15 protein-coding genes are annotated in these 16,032 nt (G+C 30.6%); 10 read left to right on the top strand and 5 right to left on the bottom strand.

Annotated features, from left to right (window positions below; translation table 11 throughout):
• Window positions 1–68: 68 nt before the first annotated feature.
• Window positions 69–938: a lipoyl synthase gene (gene lipA / locus B4E95_RS10110; protein WP_280036882.1), complete on the bottom strand. Its 870-nt coding sequence runs from the start codon at window positions 936–938 to the stop codon at window positions 69–71.
• 135 nt (window positions 939–1,073) lie between these two features.
• On the opposite strand from lipA, the gene B4E95_RS10105 reads away from it, so the two are divergent.
• Window positions 1,074–1,565 (top strand): copper resistance protein NlpE, encoded by a 492-nt coding sequence (locus tag B4E95_RS10105; protein WP_291064594.1) that lies wholly within the window; start codon window positions 1,074–1,076, stop codon window positions 1,563–1,565.
• A 46-nt stretch (window positions 1,566–1,611) separates the two neighbouring features.
• Here the strand turns inward: B4E95_RS10105 and B4E95_RS10100 are convergent, their stop codons facing one another.
• Entirely contained in the window at window positions 1,612–2,118 is a 507-nt protein-coding gene (locus B4E95_RS10100; protein ID WP_286484846.1) for a methylated-DNA--[protein]-cysteine S-methyltransferase, read from the bottom strand.
• 85 nt (window positions 2,119–2,203) lie between these two features.
• On the opposite strand from B4E95_RS10100, the gene B4E95_RS10095 reads away from it, so the two are divergent.
• The gene (locus tag B4E95_RS10095; RefSeq protein WP_115001559.1) at window positions 2,204–2,656 is read left to right on the top strand and encodes a copper resistance protein NlpE; all 453 of its coding nucleotides are present in this window, start codon (window positions 2,204–2,206) and stop codon (window positions 2,654–2,656) included.
• Window positions 2,657–2,711: 55 nt separating this feature from the next.
• On the opposite strand, the gene B4E95_RS10090 is transcribed toward B4E95_RS10095, so the two are convergent.
• The 3 genes from B4E95_RS10090 to B4E95_RS10080 all read right to left on the bottom strand — a co-directional run bounded on the left by B4E95_RS10090 (window position 2,712) and on the right by B4E95_RS10080 (window position 5,345).
• Window positions 2,712–3,116 (bottom strand): NUDIX hydrolase, encoded by a 405-nt coding sequence (locus B4E95_RS10090; protein ID WP_286511425.1) that lies wholly within the window; start codon window positions 3,114–3,116, stop codon window positions 2,712–2,714.
• A 3-nt stretch (window positions 3,117–3,119) separates the two neighbouring features.
• Entirely contained in the window at window positions 3,120–4,133 is a 1,014-nt protein-coding gene (gene galE, locus B4E95_RS10085; RefSeq protein ID WP_291060545.1) for a UDP-glucose 4-epimerase GalE, read from the bottom strand.
• A 96-nt stretch (window positions 4,134–4,229) separates the two neighbouring features.
• On the bottom strand, window positions 4,230–5,345 hold the full coding sequence (locus tag B4E95_RS10080; protein ID WP_291091405.1) for a DegT/DnrJ/EryC1/StrS family aminotransferase: 1,116 nt from the start codon (window positions 5,343–5,345) through the stop codon (window positions 4,230–4,232).
• 100 nt (window positions 5,346–5,445) lie between these two features.
• On the opposite strand from B4E95_RS10080, the gene B4E95_RS10075 reads away from it, so the two are divergent.
• The 8 genes from B4E95_RS10075 to B4E95_RS10040 all read left to right on the top strand — a co-directional run bounded on the left by B4E95_RS10075 (window position 5,446) and on the right by B4E95_RS10040 (window position 15,899).
• Window positions 5,446–6,702 (top strand): 3-deoxy-D-manno-octulosonic acid transferase, encoded by a 1,257-nt coding sequence (locus tag B4E95_RS10075; RefSeq protein WP_291047107.1) that lies wholly within the window; start codon window positions 5,446–5,448, stop codon window positions 6,700–6,702.
• A 147-nt stretch (window positions 6,703–6,849) separates the two neighbouring features.
• On the top strand, window positions 6,850–7,485 hold the full coding sequence (locus B4E95_RS10070) for a porin family protein (RefSeq protein ID WP_291062575.1): 636 nt from the start codon (window positions 6,850–6,852) through the stop codon (window positions 7,483–7,485).
• A gap of 124 nt (window positions 7,486–7,609) precedes the next feature.
• Window positions 7,610–7,987 carry a BlaI/MecI/CopY family transcriptional regulator gene (locus B4E95_RS10065; protein WP_038331851.1) on the top strand — a complete coding sequence of 126 codons (378 nt, stop codon included), beginning with the start codon at window positions 7,610–7,612 and terminating at the stop codon, window positions 7,985–7,987.
• Window positions 7,988–8,071: 84 nt separating this feature from the next.
• Window positions 8,072–9,835: a M56 family metallopeptidase gene (locus B4E95_RS10060; RefSeq protein WP_291091404.1), complete on the top strand. Its 1,764-nt coding sequence runs from the start codon at window positions 8,072–8,074 to the stop codon at window positions 9,833–9,835.
• A gap of 138 nt (window positions 9,836–9,973) precedes the next feature.
• Window positions 9,974–13,084, top strand: a complete 3,111-nt coding sequence (locus B4E95_RS10055; protein ID WP_291091403.1) for a UvrD-helicase domain-containing protein — start codon at window positions 9,974–9,976, stop codon at window positions 13,082–13,084.
• Complete coding sequence (uvrC, locus tag B4E95_RS10050) at window positions 13,084–14,892, top strand: excinuclease ABC subunit UvrC (protein WP_291091402.1); 1,809 nt, start codon at window positions 13,084–13,086, stop codon at window positions 14,890–14,892. The genes B4E95_RS10055 and uvrC overlap by 1 nt, the downstream gene beginning before the upstream one ends.
• On the top strand, window positions 14,873–15,313 hold the full coding sequence (locus B4E95_RS10045; RefSeq protein WP_291064371.1) for a hypothetical protein: 441 nt from the start codon (window positions 14,873–14,875) through the stop codon (window positions 15,311–15,313). Before uvrC ends, B4E95_RS10045 begins: the two co-directional genes overlap by 20 nt.
• An 88-nt stretch (window positions 15,314–15,401) precedes the next feature.
• Window positions 15,402–15,899, top strand: a complete 498-nt coding sequence (locus B4E95_RS10040) for a DinB family protein (protein WP_291064370.1) — start codon at window positions 15,402–15,404, stop codon at window positions 15,897–15,899.
• Window positions 15,900–16,032 lie beyond the last annotated feature (133 nt).

The following is a 16,032-nucleotide window of genomic DNA, read 5'->3' as shown; positions in this document are numbered from 1 at the left end:
AAATATACTGATATGAAAAAAGAGTTACAACTAATTGTAACTCTTTTCAACATTATGATTTAATTTGATTATAAAATATGTTTCTCTGCATGATAAGAAGAACGAACCAAAGGTCCTGATTCTACATGACGGAATCCTAATCCACGAGCGAAATCTTCGTATTTTTTGAATTGTTCTGGCGTGATAAATTCTTTCAAAGGCAAATGTTTTTTCGTTGGTTGTAAATATTGACCAATTGTAATGACATCTACATTTGCATCAGCAACTTCCTGAATTGTTTCAAAAACTTCGTCTTCAAACTCACCTAAACCAAGCATAATTCCAGTCTTTGTACGATGTTGACCTGCTTCTTTTGCATAACGTAAAACTTCTAACGAACGATCATATTTCGCCTGAATACGAACTTCTCGTGTTAAACGACGGACCGTTTCCATATTATGAGAAAGCACTTCTGGTGCAGCTTCTACAATACGATCAATGTGTTTTTCAATTCCTTGAAAATCTGGAATCAAAGTTTCCATCGTTGTTCCTGGGCTAATTCTACGAACAGCGTGTATTGTTTCTGCCCAAATAATAGAACCCATATCTTTTAAATCATCACGGTCAACAGAAGTTAAAACCGCATGTTTTATTTGCATTAATTTGATAGAACGCGCTACTTTTTCTGGTTCTGCCCAATCAACTTGCTCTGGACGACCAGTTTTTACACCACAAAAACCGCATGAACGCGTACACACATTTCCCAAAATCATAAATGTCGCAGTTCCTTCACCCCAACATTCGCCCATATTAGGACAACTTCCACTTTGGCAAATGGTGTTCAATTTATATTTATCAACTAAACCTCTTAATTCGCGATGTTTTTTTCCCGTAGGCAATTTTACACGCAACCATTCAGGTTTTTTTACTCTTCCATCTGGTAATAGCTCAACACTCATACATTACTTTTCTGATTGGCTAATTTACAAAGTTTTTTCGAAAGCTATTACATCCTAAATAAATGAAATAAAAATATAGTTTTTAACATTTTTTGGAATATTATTTGGATTTTAATCAGTTAAAATCAATAACAAATGAAAAAATCAATTATCCTTACACTTATTTTTAGCTCAGTAATTTATAGTTGCGAAACAAAGACAGATAAAGAACTTATAAAAACTGAAGAAGCAACAACTGATCATAAAGATTCAACTATTCAAAAAGAACCAATAAACTCATCAGATACACATATTATTGATACGCATAATGCGAAAACTTCTATTGATTGGGTAGGAACTTATGATGGAATTTTACCATGTGCTGATTGTCCTGGAATTAAAACAACTGTAACTTTAAATAAAGATGAAACTATAAAAGTAGTTTCTGAATATATGAAAGGGAACCAAAAATTAATAGATGAAGGTCATTTCCAATGGACTGCTGATAATAATGCTTTGTATTTAGATACAAAAGATAAAAATCGACATTTTTATAGAGTAGGTGAAAATAAACTAATTATCCTATCTCAAGAAGGTGAAGATATCAAAGGTCCATTAGCAGATAAATACATTTTATTAAAAAAGTAAGATTATTAAATCAATATGAAAGACAGCAATTAAGCGGTCTTTCATATTAAAATAAGTTTAATTGTTGCGATTCTAATTCCAACAAAAATTGTTTGCGTTTCTTTCCGCCTGCATATCCAGTTAACGAACCATCTGAGCCAATTACGCGATGACAAGGCACTACGATTGCAATTTTGTTTTTTCCGTTTGCATTTGCAACTGCTCTTATCGCTAATAAATCTCCAACAGCTATCGATTGTTCTTTGTATGATCTTGTTTCTCCAAATGGAATTTTGATTAATTCGTTCCAAACTTTTTTCTGGAAATCTGTTCCAATCAAATCAAGTGGAATGGTAAATTCTTTTAAGTTTCCTTTAAAATAATCGTTCAATTCATTTTCTAGACGATTCAAAATATCATCATCTTTTTCCAAAATTTCACCCAAATTTTCTATTTCTTTGAGTTGTTTTTCGGTCGATTTTCCATCAAAAAACTCTAACATACAAAGTCCTTTTTCCGACTTTATTGCAAGCATTTCTCCAAGAGGTGTTTGTATTTTTTTTGAGCGAAACATTTTATAAAATTTTAGTTGAAAGTTAGAAAAATATAGTCGTAATTTGGCATCAAATTTGTTGTTAAAAATATCATAAAATTAATTTATGAAAAAATCTATTTTCGCGAGTATTTTCGCATCTTTCATTATATTCTCTTGCCAATCAAAAGGTGTTCAACAAGAACAAAAAAATACAGATTCTTCTAAAGAAATTACAGAAGCTGTAAAAAAAGAACACAATTCTATGAATTCGTTGGATTGGGCTGGAAAATATGAAGGAACTTTACCTTGCGCCGATTGTGAGGGAATAAAATATATTGTTGAATTGAAAAAAGATGGTAACTTTTTTATTGAACAAGAATATTTAGGAAAAGAAACAGTTTATCAAGACGAAGGATTTTATAAATGGGATGCTTCTGGAAATGTTTTACATTTAAATTCGAATGTAAGTCCGTTAGTGTTGAAAGTTGAAGAAAATAGATTGAAAGTTTTGGATCAACAAGGAAAAGAAATCACAGGAAATTTGAAAGATAAATACATCTTGAAAAAAACTAAATAATAAAAAATAAAAGGCAATCTCGATTACGGATTGCCTTTTATTTTTGAAATTATTTTTAGTTCAATAAATGATCTTTTGTCAATTTTTCAAAAACTTTTATTACACCAATTACTTGAATTTCCTCTTGTAAATATTCTTCAAAAGAAAAATAGTTGTAAGCTTCAATTTCGTTTGTTGGTTTTATTTCTTCTTTCAAATCGTACAAAAAACAATCTTGTTCCATCAAAAGGTTTTGCTCTCCATACGCTTCAGCCGTAATATGACAATAAAAATTGAGTTCTTCTTTTACCAAATCCAAACTCAATTCTTCTTTTATTTCTCTTACCAAAGCTGTTTGGGAATTTTCACCTTTATCAATTTTTCCACCTGGTAAATACCACGCTTTTTTATTTTTACTAAATGTCAAAAGAAGTTTATTATTTTTAATAACTAATAAACCCGCTGTGGGTAATTGAATCATCTTTTATTTTTCTAAACTTTTTTGCCATTCCCAAGCTGTACGCATACTTTCTGACAATTTTGTTTCAGGTTTCCAACCCAATTCTTTTTCTGCTAAAGAGTTATTTGCATAAGCTTCGATAATATCTCCTGCGCGACGCTCTTTGATTTCGTATTTCAATTTCAAATCATTAGCATCTTCAAATGCGTGAACAACTTCTAAAACCGTAGATCCTGTTCCAGTTCCAAGATTAAAGAATTCTAGCTTTGCTTTATTTTTATTTTCGATCAAACGAGTTACTGCTTTTACGTGTGCATCAGCCAAATCATTTACATCGATATAATCACGAATTGCCGTTCCATCACGCGTTGGATAATCATCTCCCCAAACTGATAATGCTTCTCTGATTCCAGCCGCAGTTTGTGTAACATAAGGAATTAGATTATTTGGAATTCCTTTTGGTAATTCTCCAATTTTAGCTGTTGGGTGTGCACCTACGGGATTGAAATAACGTAAACAAATCACATTTTTATCAAATGCTGCTGAGAAATCTTCTAAAATTTCTTCCCCCATTTGTTTCGTTTTTCCATAAGGAGATTCAGGTTTTTTTAGTGGAGTTTGCTCATCAATAGGCATTTTATCCGCTTGTCCGTAAACTGTACAAGACGAACTGAAAATAATATTATTAGCATCAAAATCTTTCATTGCATCCAAAAGATTAATTAAACCTAAAAGATTATTTCGATAATACATCAACGGTTTTTCAACAGATTCTCCAACTGCTTTATGCGCTGCGAAGTTGATAATTCCATCTATTTTATTTGTTTTGAAAAATTCGTTTACTTTTTCTTGATCTTTTAAATCAATCTCGAAATAAGTTGGTTTTGTTCCAGTAATAGAAGTAATTTTATCCAACACACCAATTTCTGTGTTCGATAAATCGTCTATGATCACAACTTCATAACCTGCATTTTGTAAAGCTACAACTGTGTGCGAGCCAATATAACCCAAACCTCCAGTTACTAATATTTTACTCATTTTTAATATTTAGTTTTTATAGTGAAATCAAATTTAGGAAAATAAAAAAGCTTCTGAAACTAATCAGAAGCTTTTTCGTATTATTTTTAGGATAAATTATTTTCCAAAAAATTCGCGAACAGCAGAAGTGATGTAAGCCAATTGCTCCTCATCTAACTCTGTGTGCATTGGTAAAGACATTACTTCTTCTACCAATTTGTTTGTATTTGGAAAATCTGCATCATTATAATGCCCGTTATCATACGCTTTTTGTTTGCGTAATGGAACAGGATAATAAATCATCGCAGGAATTTCTTTTTCAGTCAAGAAAGCTTGTAATTCATTACGTTTACCATTTGTTACACGTAACGTATATTGATGGAATACGTGAGTTGTGTCTTCTCCTTTTACAGGCGTTAATAATGCATCAATATCTTTAAAAGCATCTGTATAATAAGCCGCAGCTTTGTTACGAGCAGCGTTATAATCATTTAAGAAAGGTAATTTACGACGTAAAACTGCTGCTTGAACAGAATCCAAACGAGAGTTAACACCAACTTCATCGTGGTAGTAACGTTTGTACATTCCGTGATTTACAATTCCACGTAAACGATGTGCAATATCATCATCATTTGTAAAAATTGCTCCACCATCACCATAACAACCTAAGTTTTTTGAAGGAAAGAAAGATGTACAACCAATGTGACCAATTGTTCCAGCTTTTCGACCTTTGTAATCCGCTCCAATAGCTTGTGCAGTATCTTCTACAACATATAAGTTATGTTCTTTTGCAATTGCCATAATCTCGTCCATATTCGCACATTGACCAAATAAATGAACTGGAATAATTGCTTTTGTTTTTGGCGTGATTGCCGCTTTTAATTTTTCTGTATCAATTGTAAAAGTATCATAATCAACGTCAACTAAAATCGAATTTAATTTCAATAAATCAACAACCTCTACTGTTGCAGCAAATGTAAAATCTGCCGTAATTACTTCATCACCTGGCTCTAAACCTAAGGCCATCAAAGCAATTTGCAACGCATCAGTTCCGTTTCCACAAGGGATAACATGTTTTACGTTAAGATATTCTTGTAAATCAGTTTCAAATTGTTTTACTTCTGGTCCATTAATAAAAGCAGCTGAATCTAAAACATTCATAATTGCTGCATCAACGTCTCCTTTTATTTTTTGATATTGACTTTGTAAGTCAACCATTTGTATTTTTTTCATAACTTAATGAATCTTTCAAAATCTACAACTTTAAAAAGTCGTTATTATTACAACAAATGTACAAAAAAAGCTCATTCTAAATTTTTAACTTTGCAACATTGTGCAAGGATTTTATAACACATCAATTAAGGCGTACGGAATGGCGCTAAAATTGGCTTCGAATTTTAACGAAAAAGCAAAACTTTGGGTAGATGGAAGAAAAAATTGGGAAGAAAAAATAGCTTCTAAAATTTCAGAAACCGATAAAGTTTTGTGGGTACATTGTTCATCTTTAGGCGAATTTGAACAAGGTAGACCAGTGATCGAAGCATTGAAAGAAAACTATCCAACACATAAAATTGCTGTTTCATTTTTCTCTCCTTCTGGTTATGAAATTAGAAAGAATTATCAAGGCGCAGACGTTATTTTTTATTTGCCTTTGGACACAAAATCAAATGCAGAAAAGTTAATAAAAGTGCTTCATCCAGAAATTTTGATTTTGGTGAAATACGAATATTGGTTTAATTTGATTATCGAATTACATCAGCAAAACATTCCTACAATAGTGGTTTCGTCAATCTTTAGAGAGAGTCAAAATTTTTTCAAAAAAGACGGAAATAATTGGTTTGCGAAAAAATTAAGTTTGATAAATCATTTCTTTGTTCAAAATCAAAAATCAAAAGATTTACTGGATTCAATCAATATCACACAAAATACAATTGCAGGCGATACGCGATTTGATCGTGTCAAACAGATCATTCATCAAGATAATGAATTGGATTTTATGAATGATTTTAAACAAAATTCGAAATTAATTGTTGTTGGAAGTTCTTGGCCAAAAGATGAAGAATTATTTGTGAATTTAATCAACCAAAAATTAAATAATGATTGGAAAATTGTTTTTGCACCACATAATTTGAATAATGCTGAAATCAATTCTTTTCAGAATAAAATCAACCAAAAAGCTGTTAAATTTTCTGATTTAGAAAAAACATCCAATCAAGAGTTAATCGATTCGAAAATATTTATTCTAAATACAATTGGTATTTTATCAAAAGTCTATTCTTATGCAGATATTACCTATATTGGCGGAGGTTTTGGTGCAGGAATTCATAACACGTTAGAAGCTGTAACATTTGGAAATCCTGTCGTTTTTGGTCCTAAATACAAGAAATTTCAGGAAGCTGTGGATTTGATAGAAGTTGGCGGAGGATTTTCTATTGCTAATCGACATGAATTTGATACAATTATGAATCGTTTGATGAACGATGAAAATTTCCGAAAAGAAAGTGGAAAAAAAGCTGGAGATTTTGTTCAAAATTCACCAAATGCAACTAAAATTATTTTAGAATATTTAGATGATATTTGTAAATCTTAAAATTTTATCAATTTTTAACAAAAAAGGCACAGAAATTGTGAATCAAAAAAGCATTATTGATTTTTTTAAAGTGTAAATCAATCTTCTGTATGAATAAAACTTTACTTTTGAATTAATTATAATAACTCAGACTTAAGTAATAAAAAAATGAAGAAACTTATTTTAGGAATAGCACTTTTCGGTGGATTAAGTGCAGCAAATGCGCAAATTGATTTAGGAGTAAAAGGAGGTCTTAACTTCCCGACTTTATCTGGTGATTCTAGAAAAATTTACTCTGATAGTCAGGGAAATGGTTTAGGAACTAAATTTAGAACTGACTTTTATATTGGTGGTTATGCAAACTACAAAATAACAGATCAAATTAGTTTTCAACCAGAGTTATTATATTCTAAACAAGGAGCTGGATTGAAAACAAATGATAACTCAAAAGCTAAATTAATTACACATAATATTAATATTCCATTGATGGGACGTTATGAAATTATGGATGGATTAAATGTTGAATTTGGTCCACAATTAGGTTTCTTAGTTTCTGCTAAAAAGAAAACTGAAGAAGGAAAAATTAATGAAAAAGAAAAATTTGTAGATAATTTCAAAACATTTGATTTCGGATTAAATTTTGGTGCAGCATATAAAATTACAGATGAATTAGAAATCAATGCTCGTTTTACAAAAGGATTATCAAATATTAATGATTATTATTCACAAACAATAAATGACAATTACAAAATTACTAACACATACTTTAGTGTTGGTATAGCGTATAAATTAGCTGAAATGTAATTTATTTCAAATCAAAATATACAAAGGAGCTTTTAGCTCCTTTTTTTTTGTGATTACTTGTAAAACAATTTTGCCTTGTCAAATTAAATTCTATATTTGTAGTAATAAAAATACAGTTGTAGATATGAAAGTTAAATTATCAAGAAGAGAAGAGGAAGTAATGGAAGTTATCTGGAGCGGAAAACAAGTTTTTGCGAAAGATATTATCGATTCGTATGACGATCCAAAACCTGCAAATACTACAATTTCAACCTTATTAAAAAGGATGCATGACAAAGGCTATATTGATTACGAACAAATGGGAAACTCGCGTCGATACTATGCTTTGGTGAAAAAAGATGATTATTTTTCGAAAGAAGTAAAAGGAATGATTTCGAACTTCTTTAATAATTCGGCAACACAATTTGCTTCATTTTTTGCAAAATCGAACAATATGTCGGTCGAAGAATTAGAAAAATTACGTGATATAATTGACAACGAAATAGATCGCAAAAAGAAATAACCTATGGTTGCTTTTTTTATAAAATTTATTCTTTGTTCCGGATTTTTATATTCGTTTTATAAACTTTTTTTGGAACGCGAAAGCATGTATAAAATCAATCGTTTTTATCTGTTGTTTTCGTTGATATTTTCGTTAATCGCGCCTTTGTACAAAATTGATTTGCCTATCACAGCGACAGAAACAAATATTTCGCCCGAATTATTGGCTTTTCTAATGCAAAACCCTGAATTGTTGCAACAAGAAAAAGGAATTAATTTTGGTGATATTTTGACTGTTATTTACATTTTGGTTGGCGTAATATTTCTTGTAAGATTTATCTACAATTTGTACGAATTGATGTTCAAAATTAAGACTGAGGAAAAAATCAAAGATCAAGAAATTACATATATTCTTGATTTAGATTCGAATCAGCCGTATAGTTTTTGGAAATATATTTTTATTCCGAAAAAGCAACTAAAAAGTTTACATCAAAATTTAATTGATCACGAAAAAGCGCATTGCATTCAGAAACATAGTTTGGACATTTTGTTAATTGAAATTTTTCAAATTCTTTTTTGGTTCAATCCGTTTATTTATTTCTATAAAAAATCAATCAAACTAAATCACGAGTTTTTGGCAGATGAATATGTATTGAAAAGAAACTCAGATTTAAAAACTTACCAACATCAAATTTTGGATTGTATTGCAACGCAAAATCCATCGATGATGGCAAGTAATTTCAATTTTATTCTAACTAAAAAACGCCTGCTTATGATGACAAAAAATACATCAAAACGAAAAGTGAAAATTCTATCTTTTGCTTCGTTGCCTTTTATATTGAGTGCTTTTGTACTTTTTAGTCAAAAATCGTTTGCGCAAGAAGTTGAGATAAAAGCTCAAAAAGTGGAACAAGCGTTGGAAAAACCTGTTCAATCGCAAGCCGAAATTCTTCTTGGACAAGCAACTACTTTGAGAGATTCGCTTCTCAAAACAGATCAAGCTAAAACAACAACTCCAATAGAAAAAGTGATTACGAAAGATGAGTTAAAAATGATTTTGAAAAGTAATGCACAAAACAAAATTATCTTGAATGATGCTGGAGATATTATTCTGAATGATTCTATCAAAATAAAAGATATTGTTTTGAAGAAAAATATGGTTCCTACAATTTTATATGGAACGGACGGAAAAGTTTTGCAAAAAATTGATCCAAAAGATATCGAAAAAGTTTTTGTAAGAAAAAGCGGAGGTGAAGATTTTATTGAAGTTATCAAAAAAGATTCAAGCATCATCAAAATTTTCAATTCTGAAAAAGACATTCCGAATATCGATAAAAAAGTAAAAACAGCTAAAATGCCAACAGTAAAAAATAATATTACGTTGAAAAATGGTTACTCTATTTATACAGATAAAAATGGTGTTGAGCACAAAATTATTAGTTCTGAAATTGATAGAGTTTATTTAGAGAATCAATTAAAATCAAAAGGAATTGATAATAGTTATAGTTTAAGTTTTTCAAAAAATAAAGTAGTTGATAATACAGAAATAGAAAAACAAGTAAAAAATGCGCAAGCAAGAGATTATGATATTGCAGCTGTAAAAACGGAAACTAAAAATCCGTGGGCAATTACAGTAGAACCGCATTCTGCAAGAGAAGTAACGAAATTTAAAGTTGATCCCAAAAATCCCGAAATACAAAAATTAGGTACTTTTACTGTAAAAACATTTTATTCTGAAGATCCAAAAGAAATGAGTAAACATCTTGAGGAGAAAAAGAAAGAACTAGAATTACAAGAAAAAAATACTAAACAAATGCTAAAAGAGATTGAAAAAAGGCAAAAAGAATTAAAAAAAGAAATTAAGAAATAATAAAAATTTCATAGTATTTATAACATATTCAAAAAAAAAGGGAAACTCGTTCAGGTTTCCTTTTTTAGTACGTCATGTTTTGGCATTCTGATTTTCTATTTTTGAGAAGATTGTTTAACTTTCCTAAAAATTCAGAATTTGTTACAAGCAGGCGATTTCAAAATTTACAATGCTTCCGCTGGAGCAGGTAAAACTTACACATTGGTAAAGGAATTTCTTTCGTTGTTATTGACGAATGAAAGCGATTATCATTTCGAGCATATTTTAGCCATTACATTTACCAATAAAGCGGCCGGCGAAATGAAGGAACGTATCATCGAAACTTTAGAAGAAATTGCCAAAAACCCTAATCCAAAAGAAGATGGCTATATTCTAAAATTAGCTTCAGAACTGAATTTGAAGCCTGAAATCATTAAGACAAAAGCATACAATATTCTGATTGCGATTCTTCATAATTATTCCAAATTTTCGATTTCTACGATTGATAAATTTAATCTTCGATTGATGAAATCTTTTGCACAAGATTTGGGTTTATCAATGAATTTTGATGTCGAAATGAATACGAATGAAATCATTAATGAATCTGTTGATTTGTTGTATTCAAAAATTGGGGAAGACGAAAAACTAACGCAAACAATGATCAAAATTGCGTTGGATAATATGGACGCAAATAAATCGTGGGATATTCGAAAAACGCTTTCTTCAGACACTTCGGACATTTCTAATGATAGACATTTACAAGATTTAGAAAAATTAAAAAACATTTCGTTAGACGAATTTATTCGTTACCGAAAAGTTATTTTTGATGATATAAAAACTTTGAAAGATGGTTTGATTACAATCGGAAATGAGTTTTTCGAATTGCTTGCAAACAATGGAATTTCGGTAAATGAATTACCAGGAAAAAGTCGAGGAATTACTGCTTTTTTCCAGAAATTAAAAAACTTTGATGGTTTTGGTTTGATTTTACCAACCGATGCGAATACAAAAGATATTTTGGAAGAAGGTTATCTTTCGAAAGTGAAAGATGTAATAGCAGAATCTATTTTTCCTCAAGTGAAAGATTTGTTCGAAAAAGCTGCGAACATCAATGATCACTTACTTTTGTTAACCTCAATTCAAAAAAATATATCCTCAATTTCGTTGATTAATGAAGTTGAAAAATCATTGGATTCGATCAAAAAAGATTCAAATGTTTTATTGATTAACGAATTTAATACCATTATCAGTAAAAATCTGCAACAACAGCCAGCCAATTTTATTTACGAACGAATTGGTTCGCGCTACAATCATTATTTTATTGATGAATTTCAGGATACATCGACGTTACAATGGAATAATCTGAATCCGTTGGTCGAAAATGCGCGTGCGCAATCTGACACGATTATGTTGGTTGGCGATGCAAAACAGTCTATTTATCGTTGGCGAGGTGGAAATCCTGCACAAATGATTGATTTAATCGATCGAAAAGAGGAAGAAAATATTAAAGTTGAAGAATTAGAAAAAAACTGGCGAAGTCACGAAAATATTATTCAATTTAACAATGAATTGTATTCGTTTATCGCGCCACAACTCAATTTGCCGAGTTTTCAATATTTGTACGAGATTGGAAATAAACAATTAACTAATCATCAAAAAGATGGTTTTGTCAAAATAAATTTCATTGAGCAAGAAGGTCGTTCGAAAGATTTATTTAAAGAACAAAATTTAGAATTAGTTCTTAAAACAATTGAAGATTGTCGAGCAAATGGTTTTTCATTAAAAGATATTGCGATTTTGGTTCGTAGTAATGCGCAAGGGATTTTGTTAGCGAAATATTTGACCGAAAATAACTTGGTTGTGATTTCAAATGAAGCTTTATTGTTAAAAAATTCTTTCGAAATTCAATTGATTGAATATTTGTTCAAAATCACATCAAATCCACAAGACGAACAATCAAAAATTCGTTTTTTGATGGTGGCTTATGAATTAGAATTATTCAAAACAGATGATTTAACAATCGCAGTTGAAAAAGCCTTAAAAGGTGATTTGCCAAAGTTTTTAAAATTAACCAAATCACTTGGAATTGATTTAGATTTTATTCAAGATCAAAACCTTTCATTATACGATTTCACCGAAAAAGCGATTCGAACTTTACATTTACAAGAGCGTTCACCAGCTTATATTTTGAGCTTTTTGGATGTTATTTTAGAATATTCATCAAAAAATGAATCTGATCTTAATTCATTTCTTGAGTTTTGGTCAACAATCAAAGATAAAGCGAGTATCAAAACACCAAAAGGTGTCGATGCAATTCAGATTATGACGATCCACAAGTCAAAAGGATTAGAATTTCCAGTTGTAATTTTGCCATTTTTGGATTGGCAAAGTAAGAATTCTAAAATTTGGATTCCATTACAAAAAGATGAGGAAAATCCGTTCGAAACATTTTATGTTGGAATTAATAATGAATTAAAATCAATCAAAAATGAAGCGATAAAATCGAAGATTGACGAAGAAGAGAATTTGGTTCAATTGGATGAAATTAATACACTTTATGTTGCAACAACGCGCGCAAAAGAGCAATTGTATATGATTGCGCTAAAACCAAAAGAATCTTCGAAATCAAAAAATATTGCAAACTACTTGCACGAATTTGTTTTCAGTAAAGGTTTTTCTGAGGATGAAGTTATTTTGAAAGGTTCTCCAGAACGAATTTCAACCCCTAAAATCATAGAAAACTCTTCAGCTGAGTTAAAAATTTATTCTTCGGATTGGAATACGCGTTTAGTGATTAACACCAATTCAGAAAAAGCGCAAGAAAAGTTAAAATTCACCGAATTTGGAAATACAGTTCATAACATTTTATCGCAAATTGTTACACAAAATGATTTACCAAAAATCATCGAAAGTGAAAAACAGCGTGGTACAATTTCAGTCGAAAATGTAGAACATCTGCAAAAAACCTTGCAAAATTTATTACAAGATGCTAAATTAGTTCCATATTTTGCTGAAGGTTTAACGGTTTTGAATGAACGCGATTTTATTGATGAAAATGGACAAATTTTCAGAGCAGATCGTGTAGTAATTAATGCAGAAAATAATTGTTCGATTATCGATTATAAAACTGGTCAACCCGATTTAGATCATCATTTTCAAGTGAATAGATATACAGATTTTTTTAGAAATTTAGGTTATAATATTCAGACCAAAATCTTGATTTATATTGATGATGAACAGCAAAAAATAAATGTTGTAGAGGTATTTTGATGAATGAAAATGTAAAATTAAAATTAGCGAGTTTACCCGAAACGCCTGGTGTTTATCAGTATTATAACAAAAAAGGAGATTTGTTATACATTGGCAAAGCGAAAAACTTGAAGCGTCGCGTGAATTCGTATTTCAATAAACAACACGATTCAAAACGTTTGCGTGTTTTGGTGAGTAATATTGATAACATCGAAACCATCAACGTAAATTCTGAATATGACGCGTTGTTGTTGGAAAATAATTTGATTAAAGAGCATCAGCCACGATACAATATCCTGTTAAGAGATGATAAAACCTATCCTTGGATTTGCATCAAAAATGAACGATTTCCACGTATTTTTTCGACTCGCAATGTAATCAAAGATGGTTCGGAATATTTTGGACCATATTCTAACGGAAAAGCGATGAAAGTTTTGTTAGGTTTGATCAAAGAATTGTATCAACTAAGAACATGTTCGTACGATTTGAGCGAGAAAAATATTGAAAATCATAAATTCAAAGTTTGTTTAGAATACCATATTGGCAATTGTCTTGGTCCTTGTGAAGCTTATCAAACCGAAGAAGAATACAACGAACAAATTTCGGCAATTCGTAATATTATCAAAGGAGAATTTAACGAAGCAAAACAATATTTGGTCAATCAAATGACGAAATATGCATCGGATTTGAAGTTTGAAAAAGCGCAAATGATTAAAGAAAAAATTGAAGCGTTGCAGAATTATCAATCTCGTTCTACAATTGTTTCGCCTACGATTACCAATGTTGATGTTTTTTCGATTACGTCGGACGAAGAATATGCCTATGTCAATTTCATGAAAATTTATCACGGTGCAATTATACAGTCGCATACAGAAGAATGGAAAAAGAAATTGGATGAAACAGACGAAGATTTATTGGAACGTGCAATTATTGATTTTTCAGATCGATTTAATTTAACTTCGAAAGAAATTTATGTCCCGTTCGAATTGAGTTTAGAAATTCCGTTCAGAAAAATTACAGTTCCAAAAATTGGCGATAAAAAACATATTGTCGATTTATCGTTAAAAAACACACGGATTTATCGTTTAGAACAGCTCAAACAAACTAAAATCGTCGATCCTGATCGTCATACAAATCGTATCATGAATCAGATGAAAGTTGATTTGCGTTTGCCTGTAGAACCTCGACATATCGAAGGTTTTGATAACTCTAACATTCAAGGAACGAATCCAGTTTCGGCTTGTGTAGTGTTCAAAAATGGAAAACCAAGTAAGAAAGATTATCGCATTTTCAATGTCAAAACGGTTGAAGGACCTAATGATTTTGCAACAATGGAAGAAGTGATTGAAAGACGATATTCAAGAGTTTTGGCTGAAGGAGAATCTTTGCCTCAATTAATTTTGATTGATGGTGGAAAAGGGCAATTAAGTTCTGCTCTAAAATCGATTGATCGTTTAGGGTTACGCGGAAAAGTTTCCGTGATTGGAATTGCAAAGCGTTTGGAAGAAATTTATTATCCAGATGATCCTTATCCGTTATATTTGGACAAAAATTCTGAAACCTTGAAAGTGCTTCAACATGTGCGAGATGAATCGCATCGATTTGGAATTACGCGTTACCGAAATCGACGAAGTAAAAACGCTTATAATTCGGTTTTAGAAGAAATAGAAGGTGTCGGTCCGCAAACAATTAAAGAATTATTAACAAAATTTAAATCGGTCGAACGAATAAAAAACGCATCTTTGTTAGAATTAACCGATTGTATAGGAAAATCTAAAGCAAAAAAAATAAAAGATTATTTTTCGAATGATGAAAAATCTACTAATTGACAGAGATTTAACCTCTCTTTTGAACAATCCAAAGTTACAAGCTACTTTGGCAATTGTTCCTATCACTTTATTTATACTTGGCTTGTTAAGTTATTTTGGAATTTTTTATTCGATGTTTAACACGCTCGATGCGCAACTAGGACATTTAGGAAGTTCTAAATCGCTATTGAGTGCCTTATTAGGAAATCTTATCATTTTTATCTTTTTGGTATTGATGAGTTTTTTCACTGGCGTGATTTCTTTTGTTTACTTTATTGTGCATGCTTTAAAGAATCCAAATTTGATAAAAAGTGACGACAGATTATTATGGATTATTGCGATAATTTTCGGGAATGGTTTAGGAATTTTTGTTTATTGGTTGATGCAAATCAAACGAAAAGATCCACGACCAATTATCGATTTGTACACCGATGATATTTAAAAATATAACAACTGCTTTACAATTTCATAAAGCAGTTTTTTTATGTTCAATTCAAAAATTTTGTACCTTTTCATAAAATCAAAACATTATGAATTTAATAGAGTTATTACAAAACGAATTGCAAAGCGAATATAAAATCACCAAAGAATTTATAGCTTTATTTCCGAGCGACAAAGCGGATTACAAACCACATGAAAAAAGTATGGACATTACAACTTTAGCAAATCACGTGGTCGAAATTTTTGCTTGGCCTGCTTTAATTTTAACAACTGATAAATTAGATTTTGCTGCAGGAGATTACAAACCGACAAAATTTACCTCTATTGAAGATTTACAACAAAAATTGGATGATGATTATGAATTAGGAAAAGCGGCGTTAGAAAATGTGAACGAAGATCATTTATCAAAAAGATGGCAAGTTACAGAAGGAGAAACTGTTTTTGCAGATTTCACAAAATATGAAGCAATTCGTCATGCTTTAAATCAAATTACGCATCACCGCGCTCAATTGGGAGTTTTTTATCGCTTACTTGGAATAGATTTACCTTCGAGTTATGGACCAAGTGCTGATTCTCAAAAGTTTTAAAAAATAAAAAAGACCTCTAATAGAGGTCTTAAAATCATAATTAGTGTTAATTGTATTACTGATCAGTAATATTATTATCTCAAAAATATAACATATATCATATTTAAGCAAATCTAAGTTATGTTTTTTTTAA

Origin of the sequence: Empedobacter sp. UBA7494 (genome assembly GCF_002478465.1) — a bacterium.
Classification (GTDB): domain Bacteria; phylum Bacteroidota; class Bacteroidia; order Flavobacteriales; family Weeksellaceae; genus Empedobacter; species Empedobacter falsenii_B.
This window is presented reverse-complemented; position numbering and strand designations above follow the sequence as displayed.